The 19,707-nt window shown below is 73.4% G+C and carries 20 protein-coding genes; 9 read left to right on the top strand and 11 right to left on the bottom strand.

Annotated elements, in window-relative coordinates; all coding sequences use genetic code 11:
* Positions 1 to 7: 7 nt before the first annotated feature.
* The gene (locus ACFW9D_RS17330; protein WP_384622866.1) at positions 8 to 1,030 is read right to left on the bottom strand and encodes an alpha-ketoacid dehydrogenase subunit beta; all 1,023 of its coding nucleotides are present in this window, start codon (positions 1,028 to 1,030) and stop codon (positions 8 to 10) included.
* On the bottom strand, positions 1,030 to 2,181 hold the full coding sequence (gene pdhA, locus ACFW9D_RS17325; protein WP_384622864.1) for a pyruvate dehydrogenase (acetyl-transferring) E1 component subunit alpha: 1,152 nt from the start codon (positions 2,179 to 2,181) through the stop codon (positions 1,030 to 1,032). The genes ACFW9D_RS17330 and pdhA overlap by 1 nt, the downstream gene beginning before the upstream one ends.
* Before the next feature lie 174 nt (positions 2,182 to 2,355).
* On the opposite strand from pdhA, the gene ACFW9D_RS17320 reads away from it, so the two are divergent.
* Positions 2,356 to 2,856, top strand: coding sequence for an Lrp/AsnC family transcriptional regulator (locus ACFW9D_RS17320; protein ID WP_384622863.1), 501 nt, complete (start codon positions 2,356 to 2,358; stop codon positions 2,854 to 2,856).
* A gap of 27 nt (positions 2,857 to 2,883) precedes the next feature.
* On the opposite strand, the gene ACFW9D_RS17315 is transcribed toward ACFW9D_RS17320, so the two are convergent.
* The gene (locus ACFW9D_RS17315; RefSeq protein ID WP_188338013.1) at positions 2,884 to 3,495 is read right to left on the bottom strand and encodes a TetR/AcrR family transcriptional regulator; all 612 of its coding nucleotides are present in this window, start codon (positions 3,493 to 3,495) and stop codon (positions 2,884 to 2,886) included.
* Positions 3,492 to 5,000 carry a 3-hydroxyacyl-CoA dehydrogenase gene (locus tag ACFW9D_RS17310; RefSeq protein WP_188338012.1) on the bottom strand — a complete coding sequence of 503 codons (1,509 nt, stop codon included), beginning with the start codon at positions 4,998 to 5,000 and terminating at the stop codon, positions 3,492 to 3,494. The genes ACFW9D_RS17315 and ACFW9D_RS17310 overlap by 4 nt, the downstream gene beginning before the upstream one ends.
* A 198-nt stretch (positions 5,001 to 5,198) precedes the next feature.
* Between ACFW9D_RS17310 and paaN the strand changes: the two genes are divergently transcribed.
* Positions 5,199 to 6,914 (top strand): phenylacetic acid degradation protein PaaN, encoded by a 1,716-nt coding sequence (gene paaN, locus ACFW9D_RS17305; RefSeq protein ID WP_384622861.1) that lies wholly within the window; start codon positions 5,199 to 5,201, stop codon positions 6,912 to 6,914.
* Here paaN and ACFW9D_RS17300 read toward each other — a convergent pair.
* Genes ACFW9D_RS17300 through ACFW9D_RS17290 form a run of 3 tightly spaced genes read right to left on the bottom strand, consistent with a single transcriptional unit; the run spans position 6,911 to position 9,715 of the window.
* Entirely contained in the window at positions 6,911 to 7,717 is an 807-nt protein-coding gene (locus tag ACFW9D_RS17300) for a TrmH family RNA methyltransferase (protein ID WP_384622859.1), read from the bottom strand. The genes paaN and ACFW9D_RS17300 overlap by 4 nt on opposite strands.
* Positions 7,718 to 7,727: 10 nt before the next feature.
* On the bottom strand, positions 7,728 to 8,954 hold the full coding sequence (locus ACFW9D_RS17295; RefSeq protein WP_384622857.1) for an HTTM domain-containing protein: 1,227 nt from the start codon (positions 8,952 to 8,954) through the stop codon (positions 7,728 to 7,730).
* Entirely contained in the window at positions 8,951 to 9,715 is a 765-nt protein-coding gene (locus tag ACFW9D_RS17290) for a DUF5819 family protein (RefSeq protein ID WP_384622855.1), read from the bottom strand. The genes ACFW9D_RS17295 and ACFW9D_RS17290 overlap by 4 nt, the downstream gene beginning before the upstream one ends.
* 284 nt (positions 9,716 to 9,999) lie before the next feature.
* Between ACFW9D_RS17290 and paaA the strand changes: the two genes are divergently transcribed.
* The 6 genes from paaA to ACFW9D_RS17260 all read left to right on the top strand — a co-directional run bounded on the left by paaA (position 10,000) and on the right by ACFW9D_RS17260 (position 15,067).
* Positions 10,000 to 11,016 (top strand): 1,2-phenylacetyl-CoA epoxidase subunit PaaA, encoded by a 1,017-nt coding sequence (paaA, locus tag ACFW9D_RS17285; protein WP_384622854.1) that lies wholly within the window; start codon positions 10,000 to 10,002, stop codon positions 11,014 to 11,016.
* A complete protein-coding gene (gene paaB, locus ACFW9D_RS17280) occupies positions 11,013 to 11,327 on the top strand; it encodes a 1,2-phenylacetyl-CoA epoxidase subunit PaaB (protein WP_188338006.1) in 315 nt (104 codons plus the stop codon). The genes paaA and paaB overlap by 4 nt, the downstream gene beginning before the upstream one ends.
* A complete protein-coding gene (paaC, locus tag ACFW9D_RS17275; protein WP_384622851.1) occupies positions 11,324 to 12,064 on the top strand; it encodes a 1,2-phenylacetyl-CoA epoxidase subunit PaaC in 741 nt (246 codons plus the stop codon). Before paaB ends, paaC begins: the two co-directional genes overlap by 4 nt.
* Positions 12,058 to 12,612, top strand: coding sequence for a 1,2-phenylacetyl-CoA epoxidase subunit PaaD (gene paaD / locus ACFW9D_RS17270; protein WP_188338005.1), 555 nt, complete (start codon positions 12,058 to 12,060; stop codon positions 12,610 to 12,612). Before paaC ends, paaD begins: the two co-directional genes overlap by 7 nt.
* A complete protein-coding gene (gene paaE, locus ACFW9D_RS17265) occupies positions 12,612 to 13,709 on the top strand; it encodes a 1,2-phenylacetyl-CoA epoxidase subunit PaaE (RefSeq protein WP_384622849.1) in 1,098 nt (365 codons plus the stop codon). The genes paaD and paaE overlap by 1 nt, the downstream gene beginning before the upstream one ends.
* A 191-nt stretch (positions 13,710 to 13,900) precedes the next feature.
* On the top strand, positions 13,901 to 15,067 hold the full coding sequence (locus ACFW9D_RS17260; protein ID WP_384622847.1) for an acyl-CoA dehydrogenase family protein: 1,167 nt from the start codon (positions 13,901 to 13,903) through the stop codon (positions 15,065 to 15,067).
* Positions 15,068 to 15,232: 165 nt separating this feature from the next.
* Here the strand turns inward: ACFW9D_RS17260 and ACFW9D_RS17255 are convergent, their stop codons facing one another.
* From ACFW9D_RS17255 to ACFW9D_RS17240, 4 genes are all read right to left on the bottom strand, one after another.
* Complete coding sequence (locus ACFW9D_RS17255; protein WP_188338002.1) at positions 15,233 to 15,580, bottom strand: rhodanese-like domain-containing protein; 348 nt, start codon at positions 15,578 to 15,580, stop codon at positions 15,233 to 15,235.
* 31 nt (positions 15,581 to 15,611) lie between these two features.
* Positions 15,612 to 16,601, bottom strand: coding sequence for a hypothetical protein (locus ACFW9D_RS17250; RefSeq protein WP_384622846.1), 990 nt, complete (start codon positions 16,599 to 16,601; stop codon positions 15,612 to 15,614).
* A gap of 33 nt (positions 16,602 to 16,634) precedes the next feature.
* The gene (locus ACFW9D_RS17245) at positions 16,635 to 18,146 is read right to left on the bottom strand and encodes a DUF2252 domain-containing protein (RefSeq protein WP_384622844.1); all 1,512 of its coding nucleotides are present in this window, start codon (positions 18,144 to 18,146) and stop codon (positions 16,635 to 16,637) included.
* Positions 18,147 to 18,369: 223 nt separating this feature from the next.
* On the bottom strand, positions 18,370 to 18,759 hold the full coding sequence (locus ACFW9D_RS17240) for a helix-turn-helix domain-containing protein (protein ID WP_188338000.1): 390 nt from the start codon (positions 18,757 to 18,759) through the stop codon (positions 18,370 to 18,372).
* A 129-nt stretch (positions 18,760 to 18,888) separates the two neighbouring features.
* On the opposite strand from ACFW9D_RS17240, the gene ACFW9D_RS17235 reads away from it, so the two are divergent.
* The gene (locus tag ACFW9D_RS17235; RefSeq protein WP_384622842.1) at positions 18,889 to 19,542 is read left to right on the top strand and encodes an FMN-dependent NADH-azoreductase; all 654 of its coding nucleotides are present in this window, start codon (positions 18,889 to 18,891) and stop codon (positions 19,540 to 19,542) included.
* Positions 19,543 to 19,707 lie beyond the last annotated feature (165 nt).

Genomic DNA, 19,707 nt, shown 5'->3' with positions numbered 1-19,707 from the left:
GATCCCCTCACTGATCCCACTGGAGACGTGCGACGGCGTCCAGCACCCGGTCCACGCCGGGCAGATGGTGCCGCTCCAGCATCGGCGGCGGATACGGGATGTCGAGCCCGGCCACCCGGAGCACCGGCGCCTCCAGGTGGTGGAAGCAGCGCTCGGTGATCCGCGCGGCGATCTCGCCGCCGGGTCCGCCGAAGCCGTGGGACTCGTGGACGACGACCGCGCGCCCGGTGCGGCGCACGGACGCGGCGACCGTCGCGTCGTCGAACGGCACCAGGGAGCGCAGGTCGACCACTTCGAGGTCCCAGCCCTCGGCGCGGGCGGCCTCGGCCGCCTCCAGACAGACCGTCAGGGACGGCCCGTACGTGATGAGCGTGGCGTTGGTCCCGGGGCGGCGGACCACGGCCGTGCCGATGGGTTCAACGGTCGCCGGGGACTCCGGGTTCCAGGTGTCCTTGGACCAGTACAGGCGCTTCGGTTCGAGGAAGACCACCGGGTCGTCGGAGGCGATCGACTGCCGCAGCAGCCCGTACGCGTCGGCGACGGTGGCGGGCGTGACGACCGTCAGGCCCGGCGTCGCCATGTAGTACGCCTCGGAGGAGTCGCTGTGGTGCTCGACGCCGCCGATGCCGCCGCCGTAGGGGATGCGGATCGTGATCGGCAGCGGCATCGTCCCGCGCGTGCGGTTGCGCATCTTGGCGACATGGGAGACGAGCTGCTCGAAGGCCGGGTAGCCGAACGCGTCGAACTGCATCTCGACGACGGGCCGCAGCCCGTACATCGCCATGCCGACGGCCGCGCCGAGGATGCCGGCCTCGGCGAGCGGGGTGTCGGTGCAGCGGTCGTCGCCGAACTCCTTGGCGAGTCCGTCGGTGATGCGGAAGACGCCGCCCAGGGTGCCCACGTCCTCACCGAGGACGTGCACGGACGGGTCCTCGGCCATCGCGTCGCGCAGGGCGCGGCCGAGGGCCTGGGCCATGGTGGCCGGCTTGGTGGCGGGCTTCGCGGCCTGCTCGGGGGCGACGGTCGCCATCAGCGGCCTCCCTCGGACGCCTCGGCCTCGGCGTCGAGCTCGGCGCGCAACTGCTCGGCCTGCTCGCGCAGTTGGGAGGTCTGCTCGGCGTAGACGTGGGTGAACAGGTCCATGGGGTCGAGCACCGGGTCCGCGTTCATGCGCTCGCGCAGCGCGGCGGCCATCGTCTCGGCGTCGTCGCGCACGGCCTGCATCCCGGCCTCGTCGATGAGACCGCGCTCGGTCAGGACGCGCTCCAGGAGGAGGACCGGGTCGTGGTCGCGCCACGCCTCGACCTCGTCGTCGGTCCGGTAGCGGGTCGCGTCGTCGGCGTTCGTGTGCGCGTCCATGCGGTAGGTGACGGCCTCGATCAGGGTCGGACCACCGCCCTCGCGCGCGTGGGTGACGGCTTCGGTGAGCACCTCGTGCATGGCCACCGCGTCGTTGCCGTCGACCAGCCGGCCCGGCATCCCGTACCCGACGGCCTTGTGGGCCAGGGACGGCGCCGCGGTCTGCTTGGCGAGCGGCACGGAGATCGCGTAGCCGTTGTTCTGCACCAGGAAGACCACCGGGGCCTGCCAGACGGCCGCGAAGTTGAGCGCCTCGTGGAAGTCGCCCTCGCTGGTGCCGCCGTCGCCGACCATGGCGAGCGCCACGACGTCGTCGCCCTTGAGGCGGGCGGCGTGGGCGAGGCCGACGGCGTGCGGCAGCTGGGTGGCGAGCGGCGTGGACAGCGGCGCGACGCGGTGCTCGTGCGGGTCGTAGCCGGTGTGCCAGTCGCCGCGCAGCAGGGTGAGGGCCTGGACGGGGTCGAGGCCGCGGGCGACGGCGGCGAGGGTGTCGCGGTAGCTCGGGAAGAGCCAGTCGCGCTCCTCCAGGGCGAGGGCGGCGGCGACCTCGGCGGCCTCCTGGCCGGTGGTCGAGGGGTAGACCGCGAGGCGGCCCTGCTTGGTCAGGGCGGTCGCCTGCGCGTTGTACCTCCGGCCGCGGACCACCTCGGCGTACAGCCGGCGCAGCAGCTCGGGGTCCGCCTTCGCGGCGGCGTCGGTGCCCAGGACGCGGTACGGCTCCGCGTCGGGCAGCAGCGGCGCGGGGTCCGTGCGGGGCTGCCAGGCGGGCGGCGGGGCGGTCCTGCCTGTGCGGCGGGTGCTCCGCTGCTCCATGACCGTCATGACGGCACCTCCTCGTGGGAGCGGCTTCGGCGGCGCGTCGGGTGTGATGCGCCTCACCTACCGATTGTTCGGTCGTCGGCACATTTTGGCTACAGGCACCTTCAGGCTGTGGACAAACGGTTCTCCACAGCCTGAGATGAATGCAGTACGTCCATGGTAGGGAGGCGCGGGCACATGGCATCTGAACAAATGGCCGACGGCTCCGGGGGGCCGCCGCCGGAGCCCGTGGCCCGCCCGCTCGATCCCATCGACCGCGACATCCTCCAGATGCTCCAGAAGGACGGCCGCGCGTCGATACGGTCCGTCGCCGAGCGCGTCCACGTGTCGCGGGCCAACGCCTACGCGCGCATCAACCGGCTCATCGACGACGGCGTGATCCGCGGGTTCGGCGCCCGCGTCAACCACGAACGGGCCGGGCAGGGCGCCTCCGCGTACATCACCCTGAAGATCGTCCAGAACTCCTGGCGCACGGTGCGCGACCAGCTGCGCCGGCTGCCCGAGGCCTCGCACATCGCGCTGGTCAGCGGTGACTTCGACGTGCTGATCCTGGTGCACACGCAGGACAACCGCGCGCTGCGCGAGCTGGTCCTCACCAAGCTGCAGGCGATCCCCGAGGTGCTCAGCAGCCGCACGCTGCTGGTCTTCGAGGAGGAGGACCTGGGGCCGGACGCCTGAGGCCCGCCCCAGGGCCCCGAGGGGCGCTCAGGCGGGCTTGCGCATGCCCTGGAAGACCAGCTCCACGACCGCGTCGGCGACTTCCTGGGGGCGGAGCTGGCCGCCGCCGTCGGGCCGGTACCACTCCACGATGGAGTTGATCATTCCGAACAGGAGGCGGGTCGCGAGCCGCACTTCTATGTCGTCCCGCACGTCCCCGTCGGCCGCGGCCGCCTTGAGCAGCGCGGCGACCTGGTGGTCGAACTCGCGGCGGCGCGCCATGGCCCACCGCTCCGTGTCCGTGTTCCCGCGCACGCGCAACAGGAGCGTCACATAGGGAAGTTCGCCGGTCAGGACCTCGACCATGCGGCGCGTGACGTGCTCCAGGCGCTCCACCGCGCGTCCCACGCGCGCGGGTTCCTCGTCGAGGATCCCGAAGAGCCCGTCGAGCGCGCGGCTGACCGCGCGGCGCAGCAACTCCTCCTTGCCCGACACGTGGTGGTAGATCGACGACTTGGAGATGCCCGCGGCCTTGGAGAGGTGCTCCATCGAAGTGCCGTCGTAGCCGCGCTCGTTGAAGACCGCCACGGCGACCGTCAGCAGCGTCTCGGGGGTGTACGTGTCGCGGCGCGGGCCCGGGGCACGTCGCGGCGTGGTCATGCGGAGCCCTCCCACTTCTTCGGGTTGTACGAGTGCCGGAAGAGCGCGAGGGAGGGGGCGTAGCGGCCCGAGGGGTCGCGCTCGTGCAGCTCCTCCAGCACGCCGCAGGCCCAGCCTCGGCCGAGCCGGCGGCTCCATTCGACGGGTCCCAGCGGGTAGTTGACGCCGAGCCGCATCGCGGTGTCGACGTCCTCCTCGGTGGCCACGCCGCGCGCGACCGCGTCGTGCGCGAGGTCGATGATCCGGGCCACGGTGCGGGCCACGATCATGCCCGGCACGTCGCCGATGACGCTGACCTGCTTGCCGAGCGCCTGGAAGAGGCCGACCGCCTCGTCCAGGGTGCGCGGGTTGCCGTCCTTGCAGGCGGCGAGCGCGATCCGGGTCGCCGAGCGGTAGTCCAGGGCGAGGTCGAAGTAGACGACGTCGCGGAACTCGACGGAGGTCTGGCCGTCGGCCTGCACCAGCTGGCCGCCGCTGGGCAGCACGATGCGGGTGCCCTTGTCCTCGTCCTCCTGCACGACCTCGATGCCCGCCTCACGCATCATCGGGATCAGCTCGGCGGCCGAGTCCAGGTCGCCCTCGACGCTCACGCGCGCGGGGGGCTCGGCGGGCGCCGCCGTGTGCGGCTCGGGACGCTCCTCGCCCTCCCCGTACGCGTACCAGCCCTGGCCGGTCTTGCGGCCGAGCCGGCCGGCCTCCACGAGGCGGCGCTGCGACAGGGCGGGCCGGAACTTCACGTCCTGGTAGAAGCCCTCCCACACGGAGCGGGTCACGGCCTCGTTGACGTCCTGGCCGATGAGGTCGGTCAGCTCGAAGGCGCCCATTCGGAAGCCGCCGCTCTCGCGCAGCACGGCGTCGATGGTGGCGGGGTCGGCGCCCTGCTCCTCGTGCACCGCGAAGGCCTCGGCGTAGAAGGGCCGCGCGATCCGGTTGACCAGGAAGCCCGGGGTGTCGGCGCAGGCCACCGGGGTCTTCCCCCAGGCGCGGGCGGTCTCGTACGCGCGCGTGGCGGCGGTGACGTCGGTGGCGGCGCCGGAGACGACCTCGACGAGCGGCATGAGCGGCGCCGGGTTGAAGAAGTGCAGTCCTACGAAGCGGCCGGGCAGGCGCAGGGCACCGGCGATCGCGGTGACGGACAGGGACGAGGTGTTCGTGGCGAGCAGACAGTCGTCGTCGACGACGTCCTCGAGCTCGCGGAACAGCCGCTGCTTGACGTCCAGTTCCTCCAGGACGGCCTCGACCACGAGGGCCGTGTCCGCGAACGCGTCGAGCGACTGCGCGGGCGTGAGGCGGGCGACGGCGGCGGTGCGCTCCTCGCCGCTCATGCGGCCCTTGTCCACGAGCCGGTCGAGCCGTGCGGCGATCGACTCGGCGGCCGTGCGCGCGCGGCCGGGCACGGCGTCGTACAGCCGGACGGGGTGCCCGGCGACCAGGGCGACCTGGGCGATTCCCTGGCCCATCGTGCCGGTGCCCACCACGCCGACGGGGCGGTCATGTGCTGTCATGCGCGCGATCCTTCCGCATGCAGCCGAGCGCGTGGGCCCCGGGGGCCGTCAGGCCCGGCCGGCGAAGGGCTGTCGTCCACAGGTTCGCCGCACCCCCTTGTCCCGACCGATCGTTCGGTTACTCTAACTCTGTCTGCCCGTCCCTGCCCAGCTCGCCGGCTCGACGAGGAGCCGCCGCCGAGGAGGAGTTGGTCCCCCATGGCCGCCGAACGCACCGCGCACGACCTGATCGCCGAGCACCGGCCGACGCTCGACCGGACGCTGGAAGCCATCAGCACGCGCGCGTACTGGTCCCCGCACCCGGAGCACCCGAAGGCGTACGGGGAGAACGGGAGCCTGAGCATGGCCGAGGGCAAGGCCGCCTTCGACGCCCTGCTCGGCACCCGCCTCGACCTGGGCCAGCCCGGCACGGACGACTTCGTGGGCGGGGAGGTCTCCCCGTACGGCGTCGAGCTGGGCGTCACGTACCCGCACGCGGACATCGACGTGCTGCTGCCCGCCATGCGCGCGGGTCTGCGTGCCTGGCGCGAGGCGGGCGCGGAGCTGCGCGCGGCGGTCTGTCTGGAGATCCTGGCCCGGATCAGCGCCCGCACCATGGAGTTCGGGCACGCGGTCATGCACACCAGCGGCCAGGCCTTCATGATGGCGTTCCAGGCGGGCGGCCCGCACGCGCAGGACCGCGGCCTGGAGGCGGTGGCCTACGCGTACGCGGAGCAGGTCCGCACGCCGGACGCGGCGGAGTGGTCCAAGCCGCAGGGCAAGCGCGACCCGCTGCTGCTCACCAAGTCGTTCACCCCGGTCGGCCGCGGCATCGCGCTGATGATCGGGTGCAACACGTTCCCGACGTGGAACGGCTACCCGGGCCTGTTCGCCTCCCTGGCGACGGGGAACGCGGTCCTGGTCAAGCCGCACCCGCGCGCGGTGCTGCCGCTCGCGCTGACCGTCCAGGTCGCGCGGGACGTCCTCGCCGAGGCCGGCTTCGACGCGAACCTGGTGGCGCTGGCCGCCGAGCGCCCCGGCGAGGGCATCGCCAAGACGCTCGCCGTCCGCCCCGAGATCAAGATCATCGACTACACGGGCTCCACCGAGTTCGGCGACTGGCTGGAGACCCACGCCCGCCAGGCGCAGGTCTACACGGAGAAGGCGGGGGTCAACACGGTCGTCATCGACTCGACCGACTCCTACAAGGGCATGCTGTCGAACCTCGCGTTCTCGCTCTCCCTGTACAGCGGCCAGATGTGCACCACCCCGCAGAACCTGCTGATCCCCCGCGAGGGCATCTCCACCGACGAGGGCCCGAAGACGTACGACGAGGTCGTGGCCGACCTCGCGCGCTCGGTCGGCGGCCTCCTCGGCGACGACGCGCGGGCGAACGCCCTGCTGGGCGCACTGGTCAACCCGGACGTGAAGGCCCGCCTGGACGCGGCCGCCTCCCTGGGCGAGGTGGCGCTGCCCTCCCGCGAGGTCGCCAACCCGGACTTCCCGGACGCCGTGGTGCGCACGCCCGCGATGGTGAAGCTCGACGGCGCGCGCAAGTTCTGGGAGACGGCCGACACCGAGGCGGCCTACATGAGCGAGTGCTTCGGCCCGGTCTCCTTCGCGGTGGCCGTCGACTCCACGGCCGACGCCCTCGACCTGCTGCGGCGCACGGTCCGGGACAAGGGCGCGATGACCGTCGGCGCGTACACGACCTCCGAGGATGTGGCCGGCGCCGTCGAGGAGGTCTGCCTGGAGGAGTGCGCCCAGCTCTCGCTCAACCTGACGGGCGGGGTGTACGTGAACCAGACGGCGGCGTTCTCCGACTTCCACGGCTCGGGCGGCAACCCGGCGGCGAACGCGGCCCTGTGCGACGGCGCCTTCGTGTCGAACCGCTTCCGCGTGGTCGAGGTCCGCCGGGAGGCCACCGCCTCCTAGGTCCTGGGCGCATGCGGGCTGTGCGTGCTCCAGTGGAAGAGGGTCATGCCGACGCTGGTCGCCAGGTTGTAGCTGGAGACCTGGGGCCGCATCGGCAGGGAGACGAGGTGGTCGGCGCGCTCGCGCAGTTCGGGCGTCAGACCGCTGCGCTCCGAGCCGAAGGCGAGCAGCGCGTCGTCGGGCAGCTCCAGGCCGCGGATGTCGGCGCCCTCGGGGTCGAGCGCGTACAGCGGCCCCGCGGGCAGCTCTCCGACGTCCAGGCGCGCCACGGCGGTCGCGAAGTGCAGCCCGGCCCCGCCCCGCACGACCGTGGGGTGCCAGGGGTCGAGGCTGCCCGTCGTGACGACTCCCGCGGCCCCGTAGCCGGCGGCGAGCCGGATGACCGCGCCCGCGTTGCCGAGGTTGCGCGGCTGGTCGAGGACGACGACCGGGGTCGTACGGTCCGTGCGGTGCAGGGCGCCGAGCCGCTCCGCCCGCGCGGGGCGGCCCGCGAGCGCGGCGACCCCGGTGGGGTGCAGCCGCGGCACGAGCGTGCGCAGCACGTCGTCCGGCACCTCGACCAGACGCGCGGCCAGTCCGGGGGCGACGTCGGGGGCGAGATCGGCGGCGAGGGCGAGCGCGGCGGCCCGGTCGACGGCGAGCGCCACGGGCACGTCCGCGCCGAAGCGCAGCGCGTGCTTGAGGGCGTGGAAGCCGTCCAGCAGCACGGCCTCCTGGGCGTGCTGCCGCCAGACCCGCACCGCGTCCTGTTCCCGCCCGCCGTGTGCGCCCCGCGCCGCCTGTGTCCCGTTCGCCCCGCTCATGCCGGGAAGCCTACGTGCGGGTGACCGGCACCCCGGACACGTCCGCGGCCCCCTGCGCCCCGTCCGCCGGACGCGGCCCGGGCACCTCGGGCCCGCCCTCCGCGCGCGTGCCGGGGAAAACGCGCTCACGCGCGCGTGCCACCCGCCCGCCCAGCCACTTCAGGAAGGGGGTCGGCAGGAAGACCGCGTCGGCGGCGATCATCGCGAGCGAGAAGAACGGCAGCCCGAGCACGACGGCGATCGCCAGGTGCTCGGTGATCATGAGCACGAGCAGGACGTTCTTGACCCGCCGGTTGAACACGGTGAACGGGAAGGCGACCTGCACGGCGACCGTCCCGTACGTCACGAGCAGCACCATCGGGCCGTACGAGGTCAGCAGGTCGCCCAGGGCGGGCCAGGGCGAGAAGTAGTCCAGGTGCAGCGGGTAGTAGACGGCGCTGCCGTCCTGCCAGCGGCTGCCCTGGATCTTGTACCAGCCCGCGGTGGCGTAGATCAGGCACGCCTCGATCATGATCACCAGCAGGGCGGCGTTGTGCGCCAGGTTGGCGACGACGTCGCACAGCAGGCGCGGGTCGCCGTCCGGGGCGCGCAGGTTCAGGAACCACCACACGCCGTGGACGGCCCACAGCGACCAGAAGACGAGCAGCCAGCCGGTGCGGACGTCCCCGGTGAACGTGATCGCCGCGAGCGCCAGACCGGCCACCCACCACAGGACGGGCCCGGCGCGGTCCGGCCGGGGCAGACCGCTCCGCGCGCGTGCCGCCCGCCGCGCGTCCAGCGACCACACCTGGCCGCAGCGCGTGAGGACGAGGTAGATCGACATGAGGTGGATGACGTTGTCCCCGCCGTCGCCCACGAAGACGCTGCGGTTCTGCAGCGAGAGCACGCCGATCATGAACAGGACCGACATGGTGCGGGTGCGCCAGCCGAGGGCCAGCAGGAGCGAGGCCAGGACGGCCGCCGCGTAGACGAGCTCGAACCAGGCGCGCCCGTCGGACCACATCAGCACGCTGAACGCGTGGTTCTCGCTGATGAGCTGCTGCGCCAGGTCCCAGCTCCACGGCCCGTCGGGACCGTAGAGCTCCCGCCGGTGCGGGTACTCGCGCAGCAGGAACAGCAGCCAGGTCGAGGCGAACCCGATCCGGATCACGGCGCTCTGGTAGGGGGCGAGCGGGGACGCGGTGATCTTCTGGAGGGCGGCGTAGAGCTGTGCGCCGAAGCGGGCGATGCGGGTCATCGGGCCTCACCGGCCGGTCCCTGCACGCGCACCCGGGCGCCGGTGTCGAGCGGAGCGTCGTACGCGGTCACCGACCACCAGGGGATCTCTCGGTAGAACGGCTTCCGGTTCACCTTCTCAGTGCTCCACTTCGGCGGCTCGATGGTGACGGACCGCGAGCGCACCTGGACGCGTTCGAGGGTCTCGCCCTTCTCCGTCACGCCGAGCCGGTCCAGGCGCAGCACGAGGATGCGGCGCAGATAGCGCTCGGACAGGGTGCCGCGCAGTCCGGTGGGACGGTTCTGCGCGTCGTGCGTCGACCCGTAGACGTCCCAGGCGCGGCGCAGTTCGTTCTGCTGGGTGTGGCTGGGCAGCAGGTTGCCGTCGATGGCGGCGCCGTCCGCGGCGGACAGGTCGTACCAGCGGGTCTGCCGCGTGTCCCCCTCGCGGGTGCGCACCTCGCCGCGGGCCTGCACCGCGACGTTCTGCTGGAGCGGGTTCGGGGCGAACAGCTTCCAGTTCTGCTCGAACTCGGGATAGACCCAGTCGTCGACGTCGCGGCCGTACTGCTTGCTCAGCGTGTTCGACGGCGCGACGTGCAGGAACACCATGAGGACGTGCAGGCCGGTGACGAGCGCGATCGCCGCCAGGGCCAGCGCGGCCGTCAGCTGGTAGCCGGGGGCGAGGCCCGCGATGCCGGCACGGCCGGGCGGGTTCGGCCGCGGCTCAGGCTCCGGCTCGGGCCGGACGCCCTCGTCCGCCGCCGTTGCTTCCGTGTCCATCGGTGCTCCCCGATCCCGATTCCCTGTTCCCCTGGCCGTTCCCCCGGCCCGCCGTGTCCCCGCGGCGCATCGGAACCGTACTGGGGAGCGAGCGCCAAACACAGTCGACCGCGGTTTTCCACAGGTGAAGGGACGGTGCAGACCGGACTTGTCCACAGGCGGGCTGTTCAGGGTTGACACCCTACGGCGCCGGGTCCCACCATTGAACTCGACGAACCGAACGATCGGTCGGGAGCTGACGGAGCCCTCGGCCCCGTCGGGACCCAAGGTCGAGGGGATCGGGAATGGCGACAGCAGCCCCGCACCATCAGGCAGCCGGGACGCGGCCGGACCAGGCCGCCGACCTCGGCGAGGCCGGCTTCCAGGCCGTCTTCGACGCGGCGGTGGCGGCCGACGAGCGCATCGAGCCCCGCGACTGGATGCCCGACGCCTACCGCGCGACGCTGGTGCGCCAGATCGCCCAGCACGCGCACTCCGAGATCATCGGCATGCAGCCGGAGGCGAACTGGATCACCCGCGCCCCCTCCCTGCGCCGCAAGGCCATCCTCATGGCCAAGGTCCAGGACGAGGCGGGCCACGGCCTGTACCTCTACAGCGCCGCCGAGACCCTCGGCACCAGCCGCGACGAGCTGCTCGACAAGCTCCACAGCGGCCGCCAGAAGTACTCCTCGATCTTCAATTACCCGACGCTGACCTGGGCTGACGTCGGCGCCATCGGCTGGCTGGTGGACGGCGCCGCGATCACGAACCAGGTGCCGCTGTGCCGCTGCTCCTACGGGCCCTACGCCCGCGCGATGGTCCGTGTCTGCAAGGAGGAGTCCTTCCACCAGCGCCAGGGGTACGAGCTGCTGCTCGCCCTGAGCCGGGGCACCGAGGCCCAGCACGCGATGGCGCAGGACGCGGTGGACCGCTGGTGGTGGCCCTCGCTGATGATGTTCGGCCCGCCGGACGACGAGTCGGCGCACTCCGCGCAGTCCATGGTGTGGAAGATCAAGCGCCACTCGAACGACGAGCTGCGCCAGCGCTTCGTCGACATCTGCGTCCCCCAGGCCGAGTCCCTCGGCCTCACCCTCCCCGACCCCGAGCTGCGGTGGAACGAGGAGCGGGGCCACCACGACTTCGGTCCGATCGACTGGACGGAGTTCAAGGAGGTCCTGAAGGGCAACGGGCCGTGCAACGAGCAGCGCATCACCCAGCGCCGGCGCGCCCACGAGGAAGGCGCCTGGGTGCGCGAGGCCGCCGCGGCCCACGCGGCCAAGCACTCCACGAAGGCCACGACACACGAAGGCAGGGCGGCATGAGCGAGACCCCCACCCCCGAGGCACAGGGCCGCACGGAATGGCCCCTGTGGGAGGTCTTCGTGCGCTCCCGCCGCGGCCTGTCCCACACCCACGCGGGCAGCCTGCACGCCCCGGACGCCGAGCTGGCGCTGCGCAACGCGCGGGACCTGTACACCCGCCGCGGCGAGGGCGTCTCCCTGTGGGTCGTGCCGTCCGCCGCGATCACCGCCTCCTCGCCGGACGAGAAGGACCCCTTCTTCGAGCCCGCGGCCGACAAGCCGTACCGCCACCCGACGTTCTACGAGATCCCGGAAGGGGTGAAGCACCTGTGACGCAGGCCCCTGAGACGCAGCGGCTGACCGACACCGCGGCCGCCGCCCTCGCCCTCGGCGACGACGCCCTGGTGCTCTCGCACCGCCTGGGGGAGTGGGCGGGCCACGCCCCGGTCCTGGAGGAGGAGGTCGCCCTCGCGAACATCGCGCTCGACCTGCTCGGCCAGGCCCGCGTCCTGCTGAGCATGGCCGGCGACGAGGACGAGCTGGCCTACCTCCGCGAGGAGCGCGCCTTCCGCAACACCCAGCTGGTCGAGCAGCCCAACGGCGACTTCGCGCACACGATCGCCCGCCAGCTCTTCTTCTCCACGTACCAGCTGCTGCTGCACACACAACTGGCCGCGACGGACTCCCCGTTCGCGCCGCTGGCCGCCAAGGCGGTCAAGGAAGTCGCCTACCACCAGGACCACGCCGAGCAGTGGACGCTGCGCCTGGGCGACGGCACCGACGAGAGCCACGCCCGCATGCAGCGCGCGGTCGACGCCCTGTGGCGCTTCACCGGCGAGCTGTTCCAGCCCGTGCCCGCACTGCCGGTCGACTGGCAGGAGATCCAGGAGACGTGGACGGCGCGGGTCACGGACGTGCTCGGCCGCGCCGGGCTGGCCGTGCCCGCGGGCCCGCAGACCGGTGCCTGGAGCGCCGGCGCCGGACGCCAGGGCCTGCACACCGAGTCCTTCGGGCGGATGCTCGCCGAGATGCAGCACCTGCACCGCAGTCACCCGGGGGCGTCATGGTGACCCTCGCCCGCGAGCAGGAGACCCCGCTGGAGGCGGAGCTGCGCCGGCTCGCGGGCTCCGTGCCCGACCCCGAGCTGCCCGTGCTGAGCCTCACGGAGCTCGGCGTGCTGCGCGCCGTGCACAGCCTGGGGCCCGGCCGCGTCGAGGTGGAACTCAGCCCCACGTACACGGGGTGCCCCGCGATCGAGGCGATGTCCGCCGACATCGAGCGGGTGCTGCACGAGCACGGGATCCCCGAGGTCACCGTCCGCCCGGTGCTCAGCCCCGCCTGGTCCACGGACGACATCACGCCCGAAGGCCGCCGCAAGCTCCGGGAGTTCGGCATCGCGCCACCCCGCACCACCCGCGCCCCCGCCGGGCCCGTCGCCCTGACGCTGAGCCCGACCCGCCGCACCGGCGCGGACGCACCGGCCGAGGAGCCGCTCGCCTGCCCGCACTGCGGCTCGACCGACACCGAGCTGCTCAGCCGCTTCTCGTCCACCGCCTGCAAGGCCCTGCGCCGCTGCCTGGCCTGCCGCGAACCCTTCGACCACTTCAAGGAGCTGTGATGGCACAAGGAGCGGGAAGGGCCCGCTTCCACCGGCTCCGGGTCGCCGCGGTCGACCGGCTCACCGACGACTCGGTGGCCCTGACCTTCGCGGTGCCGAGCGAACTGCGCGAGGCGTACCGCTTCACCCCCGGCCAGCACCTCGCCCTGCGCCGCACCGCGGACGGCACGACCGAGGGCGCCGAGATCCGCCGCACGTACTCGATCTGCTCCCCCGCCCCGGCCGGCACGGCACCGGACACGCTGCGCGTCGGTGTGCGCATGGTCGACGGCGGCGCCTTCTCCACGTACGCCCACAAGGAGATCGGCGTGGGCGACGAGGTCGAGGTGATGACGCCGGCCGGGCGCTTCGTCCTCGACCCGGCGCCGGGGCACTACGCGGCGGTGGTCGGTGGCAGCGGGATCACCCCGGTGCTCTCCATCGCGGCGACGCTGCTGGCGCGCGAGCCCGAGGCCCGGTTCTGCCTGATCCGCAGCGACCGCACCACCGCGTCGACGATGTTCCTGGAGGAGGTCGCCGACCTGAAGGACCGCTACCCGGACCGGTTCCAGCTGGTCACCGTGCTGTCCCGGGAGGAGCAGCAGGCCGGTCTCACCTCGGGCCGCCTCGACCAGGAGCGCCTGTCGGCCCTGCTGCCGGCGCTGCTGCCGGTCGAGCGGGTCTCGGGCTGGTTCCTGTGCGGCCCTTACGGGCTCGTGCAGAGCGCCGAGCGGACGCTGCGGGACCTCGGCGTGCGGCGCGACCGCGTCCACGAGGAGATCTTCCACGTGGACGACGCCCAGGGCGCTACCCGGCCCGGTTCGGCGGCCGGTGCCCCCGCCCACGCCACGGTCACCGCGCAGCTCGACGGCCGAGCGGGCAGCTGGCCCGTCCAGGACGGCGAGTCCCTCCTGGACACGGTTCTGCGCAACCGGCCGGACGCGCCCTACGCCTGCAAGGGCGGCGTCTGCGGGACCTGCCGCGCGTTCCTCGTCGCGGGGTCCGTCCGGATGGACCGGAACTTCGCGCTGGAGCCCGAGGAGACCGAGGCCGGTTATGTGCTGGCCTGCCAGTCCCACCCGACCACGGAGAAGGTGGAGCTCGACTTCGACCGCTGAGCCCGGGCGCCGCGCGGCCCTCCGGCCACCCCGGCGCCCGCTCCTCGGCCACCCCGGCGCCCCTCGCCCTGTTCCTCCCGCCTCCTGTTCCCTTCTCGTAGAACCTGTTCTATCTTGACGCTCCGTCAGATTCCGCTACGGCCCGGCGGATCGAGGCAGAGCCGCCGGGGCAGGCACGGGAGGGACAGCCGGTGGACTTCACCTTCTCCGAGGAGCAAGAGGCGGCCGCCGAGGCGGCGAAGGCGGTGTTCGCACCGGTCGCTCCGGACGGGGTGCCCAGCCCCTCGCTGACCCCGGGGGCCGTGGCCGAGGACTTCGACCGCGCCCTGTGGGCCAAGGCCGCGGGCGCCGATCTGCTGAGCCTGGTGATCGCGCCCGAGCACGGCGGGGCCGGGCTCGACGCCGTGGCGCTGTGTCTGGTGCTGCGCGAGTCTGCGCAGGTCCTGGCCCGGCTGCCGCTGCTCGAGCACAGCGCGGCCGCCACGGCCGTACAGGCCCACGGCAGCGCGGAGTTGCGGCAGGAGCTGCTGCCCGGCGCGGGGCGCGGCGAGCTCGTGCTGACCGTCGCCTCGGCGGGCCGCACCGGCCACGACCCTGCCGAACTCGCGGTCACCGCACGGCAGGAGGGCCCCGGGGATCAGGCCGACGGGCCGGCGGACTGGATCCTGGACGGGGTGCAGACGGCGGTGCCCTGGGCGTTCAACGCCGACCGGATCCTCGTCCCGGCGCACACCGGCGAGGGCACTCCCCTGCTCGCGGTCCTCCCCGGGCCCGGCACGCGGACACCGGGCCTCACCTTCGACGAGCAGGTCTCCACCACCGGCGAACGCCTCGCCGAGCTCCGCCTGGACGGCGTACGCGTCGCGGCCCGGAACATGATCGAGGCCCCCGAGGCCTGGCCCCGACTGCACGATCTCCTCGCCACCGGCACCTGCGCCCTCGCCCTCGGCCTCGGCACCGGAGCGCTCCGGATGACCAGCGACTACGCGGGCAAGCGCGAGCAGTTCGGCCACCCCATCGCCACGTTCCAGGCCGTCGCCGTGCAGGCCGCCGACCGGTACATCGACCTGCGTGCCATGGAGGCCACCCTGTGGCAGGCCGCGTGGCGCATCAGCAGCGGGGCCGGGGGCGCGCTGCCCGTGGCCGGTGACGTGGCGGTCGCCAAGACCTGGGCCTCCGAGGGCGTGCGCCGCATCGTGCAGACCGCCCAGCACCTGCACGGCGGCTTCGGCGCGGACACCGACTACCCGCTGCACCGCTATCACGCCTGGGCCAAGCACCTGGAGCTCTCGCTCGGCCCGGCCGCCGCGCACGAGGAGGCACTGGGCGACCTCCTGGCCGCCCACCCCCTCGGCTGAGACCCCACCCGCGCCCGCACCGCGTCCGCACCCCGGCACCCGCGCCCGGCACGAAGAAGGGCCCCGGCGAAAACCGGGGCCCTCGGCCGGTCCTGCGTCACAGGACCGACCGCAAGAATCGAGAAGCGACCGCAAGAACCAGGAGGCGACCGCGCGCGGGAAAGGTCAGAGCACCGCGCCCGGCTTGCCCTCGCCGTCCACGACGGGACGCCCCGCCGCGGCCCAGGCCTCCATGCCACCGGCCACGTTCACCGCGTCGATGCCCTGCTGCACGAGGTAGGCGGTCACCTGGGCGGACCGGCCGCCGACCTTGCAGACCACGTTGACCCGCCCGTCCTGGGGCGCCGCCTCCGTCAGCTCACCGAACCGGGCGACGAACTCGCTCATCGGGATGTGCAGCGCCGCCTCGGCGTGCCCCGCCCGCCATTCGTCGTCCTCACGGACATCGAGGAGGAAGTCCCCCTCGGAGAGCTCGTCGACCGCGACCGTGGGCACACCAGAACCGAAAACCATGCGTACGACGCTACCCGAAGAGGAAACGGGCTCAGGCCGTGGTGAGCCGCCGCAGCTCCGCCTCGCGCTCCGCGACCTGCGCGAGCAGCTGCTCGGCGATCTCATCGAGCAGGGTGTCCGGGTCGTCGGGCGCCATCCGCAGCATCGAGCCGATCGCGCTCTCCTCCAGCTCCCGGGCCACGACCGTGAGCAGCTCCTTGCGCTGCGCCAGCCACTCCAGGCGGGCGTAGAGCTCCTCGCTCGGCGACGGCTCCCGCTCCGGCGGCACCGGCCCCGCGGCCCATTCCTCGGCGAGCTCGCGCAGCAGCGCCTCGTCGCCCCGGCCGTACGCCGCGTTGACCCGCGCGATGAACTCGTCGCGCCGGGCCCGTTCCGTCTCCTCCTGGGCCAGGTCCGGATGCGCCTTGCGGGCCAGCTCGCGGTAGAGCTTGCGGGCCTCCTCGCTCGGCCGCACCCGCTGCGGCGGCCGCACCGGCTGATCGGTCAGCATGGCGACGGCCTCGGGGAACAGCCCGTCCCCGTCCATCCAGCCGTGGAACAGCTCCTCGACCCCCGGCATCGGCATGACCCGGGCCCGCGCCTCCTCGGCCTTCGCCCGGTCCTCGGGGTCGCCGGTCCGGGCCGCGGTCGCCTCGGCGATCAGGGCCTCCAGCTCGTCGAGCCGCGTGTACATCGGCCCGAGCTTCTGGTGGTGGAGCCGGGAGAAGTTCTCCACCTCGACCCGGAAGGTCTCCACCGCGATCTCGAACTCGATCAGCGCCTGCTCGGCGGCCCGCACGGCCCGCTCGAGCCGCTCCTCGGGCCGCTCCCCGGCCTGCTCACCGGAAGCCGCACCGCCACGCTCCTGAGCCCGCTCACCGCGTCCCTGAGCCTGCTCGCCGTGCTCCTGAGCCTGCCCGGCTCCGTCCTGAGCCGCCTCGCTTCGGTCCTGAGCCTGCTCGGCCGAGCCGCCCGCGGGCTGCCCGTCCGTGGGCCGCCCCTCCGCCTGCTGCTCTGCCACGTCGCTCTCCGGGGTCGTCACCCGTCCAGCCTAGGCCCTGTCCTGGCCAGGGCCTCACACCCCGGTCTCCGCCGCGGTCCGCCCCTCGCGCACGGCCCGCACCAGCTCCCCGTGTTCCGCCTCGGTCCGGTCCGCGTACGCCACGGCGAAGGCCGCCACGGCCTCGTCCAGCTCCTCGTTCTTGCCGCAGTAGCCGGCGACCAGCCGCGGGTCCGCGCTGTGCGCATGGGCGCGGGCGAGCAGCGCGCCGGTCATCCGCGCGTAGTCGTCGACCTGGTCGGCGGCGAGCGCGGCCGGGTCCACGCTCCCCTTCCGGTTCCTGAACTGCCGCACCTGGAACGGCCGTCCGTCCACCGTCGTCCAGCCGAGCAGCATGTCGCTGACCACCTGCATCCGCTTCTGCCCGAGCACCACCCGCTGCCCCTCGTGCCCGGCCTCCGGCGCCGCGAAGCCGACGGCCGGCAGATGCGGGAGCAGCACGGACGGCCGCGCCTCCTTCACCTGCAGCACCAGCGGCTCGCCGCGGTGGTCGAGCAGCAGCACCACGTACGAGCGCGTGCCGACGCTGCCCGTGCCGACGACGCGGAACGCCACGTCGTGGATCGCGTACCGCCCCAGCAGCGGCAGCCGGTCCTCGGACAGGGTCTCCAGATAGGGGCCGAGCGCGGCGGCGACGGACGCGGCCTCGGCGTCCGGGACCGAGCGCAGCACCGGCGGCGCGTCCACGAACCGCCGCCCGCCGCCCGGCACCTCCACCGTCGACTTCGCGGCGAAGCGGCCACTGGTGTTGTTCCGCGCCTTCTCCGAGACGCGCTCCAGGGTGCCGAGCAGGTCGTGGGCGTCGGTGTGGGAGACGAGCTCCTCGTCCGCGATCGCGTTCCAGGCGTCCAGCGCCGGCAGCCTCGCCAGCAGCCGCATCGTGCGGCGGTAGGCACCGACGCTGTCGTGGGCGGCCTTGCGGCAGGTGTCCTCGTCGGCGCCGGCCTCTCGCCCGGCGAGCACCAGGGACGTGGCGAGCCGCTTCACGTCCCACTCCCAGGGGCCGTGCACGGTCTCGTCGAAGTCGTTCAGGTCGATGACCAGTCCGCCGCGCGCGTCCCCGTACAGGCCGAAGTTCGCCGCGTGGGCGTCGCCGCAGATCTGCGCGCCGATGCCGGTGACCGGCGTGCGCGCCAGGTCGTACGCCATGAGGCCGGCCGAACCGCGCAGGAAGGCGAAGGGGGTCGCGACCATCCGCCCGACCCGCAGCGGGGTCAGCTCGGGTATCCGGCCCCGCCCCGACTCCTCGACGGCGGCGACGGCGTCCGGCCGGCCCGCGTCCGGGGCGAAGTCCGCGTGCGAGGACCGGGGCACACCGCGCCGCAGCGCCTTCCCGGCCTCCTTGGGCGTGCCCACCGCGGCCGCCTCGCCACCGACGCCGCCGAACCGTGCGAACCCCGGCACCCGCGGCAGCCTCCTGGCCTCGCCGGAGTCCGGCCCGTCGCCCTGCCGCGGCACCGCCGCCACCGTGTCCCCGGATCCGCCCACGCCGACCGCCTCCCCCGTACATCGCTCCGACCGGCACATCGCCCAGCCCGGCACCTGTCTGTGAACTCTGATCGGTCACGACCGTACCGCCGCGCGAAAATCCCCGTCAGAGCCTGTGGAAAACCCACGGCCTGTGCACAAGCCCCTCACCCGAGCCGGGAGAACAGGCACCCGAAACCCCGGAGCAGGCACCCCCGAGTCCGCGAAGAACGAGCCCCCGGACTCCAGGCCCTGGCCCGCGTCCCTGGGCCTCCCGAAGCCGCTACTCCGAGCAGCCCTTCCCCTCGGGCACCCCGAGATACCGCTCGGCCCAGTCCCCCAGCTCCCGCAGCGCCGGCTGCAACGCCTCACCGGCCTCGGTCAGCCGGTAGGCGACGCGCAGCGGCGGCCCCGCGTCGACCTCCCGCACGACGAGTCCCGCGCCCCCCAGCTCGGTCAGCCGGTCCGAGAGCATCCGCTCGCTGATCCCCGGGATCGCCCGGCGCAGATCCGAGAAGTGCACGGGCCCCTCCATGAGGACGGCCACGACCAGCCCGGTCCAGCGCTTTCCGAGCAGCGCGAAGACCCGCGTCATCCCGATGCCGACCGTCGAACACGCCCCGGGCACGGCCGCCCGCGCCCCGACTCCCGCGACTTCCCCGTTTCCGGCCATGCGCCCAGAGTACTGCGTTCCCGTACGGGGATGAAAAAAAGTAAGTACCTGTGTTATCAATAGCTACATACTCATCTGCAGCACGCTTCACGGCGCGGCTGCGCCACCCTCACCTCCGGGAGAGACCCCATGGCCACGCTTCTGCACATCGACTCCTCCCTCCTCCCCGGCGCCGCGTCCTCCTCGCGCACGGTCACGGACGCCTTCCGCAACGCCTGGCAGGAGCAGCACCCCGAGGGCACGGTCGTCTACCGCGACCTGGACACGAACCCGGTCCCGCACCTGAGCGCCCACGCCCACCTGGCCGGCTTCTCCGATCCGTCCGCGCACACCCCCGAGCAGGCGGCGGCCTTCGCCGAGCGCGTGAAGCTCATCGAGGAGCTGGAGCGGGCGGACGCCATCCTGATCGGCGCCCCGATGTACAACTACTCGATCCCGTCGACCCTGAAGGCCTGGCTCGACAACGTGATCCTGTTCGGCCGCACCGCCGGCGTGGAGGCCCCGGCCGCCAAGGGCACCCCGGTCACGGTCGTCGCCAGCCGCGGCGGCTCGTACGCGCCGGGCACCCCGCGCGAGGGCATGGAGTACGTGCAGAACTACCTGGAGGCCGTGCTGCGCGACACCCTCGCCCTGGACCTCGACTTCATCGTCCCGGAGCTGACGATGGCCCCGCAGAACCCGGCGATGGCCGAGCTCGTCCCGCTCTTCGAGGCCTCCCGCGACAAGGCCCTCCTGGACGCACAGCGCAAGGGCAAGGAGACGGCCGCCCGGCACGCCGCCTGACCCCGGCCGGCCGGCACGACGGACCGGCGCGACAGAGCCCCGCGGGGGCGGCCGGGGGGGCCGGGGCGGGCGGGGCGGCGCCACCACCGCCGCGGAGGGCGGCGCGGCGGCCGCCGTCACAGCCCCGGGAGGCGCCCGGGGGGAGAGAGCGCCCCCCCGCCCCGC

The organism is Streptomyces sp. NPDC059524 (assembly GCF_042749255.1).
Lineage (GTDB): Bacteria > Actinomycetota > Actinomycetes > Streptomycetales > Streptomycetaceae > Streptomyces > Streptomyces xanthii.
This window is presented reverse-complemented; position numbering and strand designations above follow the sequence as displayed.

Bases quoted from the DNA above. Each gene is read 5' to 3' on its own strand.
- ACFW9D_RS17330 (WP_384622866.1), bottom strand. From the start codon at position 1,030: ATGGCGACCGTCGCCCCCGAGCAGGCCGCGAAGCCCGCCACCAAGCCG.
- pdhA (WP_384622864.1), bottom strand. From the start codon at position 2,181: ATGACGGTCATGGAGCAGCGGAGCACCCGCCGCACAGGCAGGACCGCC.
- ACFW9D_RS17320 (WP_384622863.1), top strand. From the start codon at position 2,356: ATGGCATCTGAACAAATGGCCGACGGCTCCGGGGGGCCGCCGCCGGAG.
- ACFW9D_RS17315 (WP_188338013.1), bottom strand. From the start codon at position 3,495: ATGACCACGCCGCGACGTGCCCCGGGCCCGCGCCGCGACACGTACACC.
- ACFW9D_RS17310 (WP_188338012.1), bottom strand. From the start codon at position 5,000: ATGACAGCACATGACCGCCCCGTCGGCGTGGTGGGCACCGGCACGATG.
- paaN (WP_384622861.1), top strand. From the start codon at position 5,199: ATGGCCGCCGAACGCACCGCGCACGACCTGATCGCCGAGCACCGGCCG.
- ACFW9D_RS17300 (WP_384622859.1), bottom strand. From the start codon at position 7,717: ATGAGCGGGGCGAACGGGACACAGGCGGCGCGGGGCGCACACGGCGGG.
- ACFW9D_RS17295 (WP_384622857.1), bottom strand. From the start codon at position 8,954: ATGACCCGCATCGCCCGCTTCGGCGCACAGCTCTACGCCGCCCTCCAG.
- ACFW9D_RS17290 (WP_384622855.1), bottom strand. From the start codon at position 9,715: ATGGACACGGAAGCAACGGCGGCGGACGAGGGCGTCCGGCCCGAGCCG.
- paaA (WP_384622854.1), top strand. From the start codon at position 10,000: ATGGCGACAGCAGCCCCGCACCATCAGGCAGCCGGGACGCGGCCGGAC.
- paaB (WP_188338006.1), top strand. From the start codon at position 11,013: ATGAGCGAGACCCCCACCCCCGAGGCACAGGGCCGCACGGAATGGCCC.
- paaD (WP_188338005.1), top strand. From the start codon at position 12,058: ATGGTGACCCTCGCCCGCGAGCAGGAGACCCCGCTGGAGGCGGAGCTG.
- paaE (WP_384622849.1), top strand. From the start codon at position 12,612: ATGGCACAAGGAGCGGGAAGGGCCCGCTTCCACCGGCTCCGGGTCGCC.
- ACFW9D_RS17255 (WP_188338002.1), bottom strand. From the start codon at position 15,580: ATGGTTTTCGGTTCTGGTGTGCCCACGGTCGCGGTCGACGAGCTCTCC.
- ACFW9D_RS17245 (WP_384622844.1), bottom strand. From the start codon at position 18,146: ATGTGCCGGTCGGAGCGATGTACGGGGGAGGCGGTCGGCGTGGGCGGA.
- ACFW9D_RS17240 (WP_188338000.1), bottom strand. From the start codon at position 18,759: ATGGCCGGAAACGGGGAAGTCGCGGGAGTCGGGGCGCGGGCGGCCGTG.
- ACFW9D_RS17235 (WP_384622842.1), top strand. From the start codon at position 18,889: ATGGCCACGCTTCTGCACATCGACTCCTCCCTCCTCCCCGGCGCCGCG.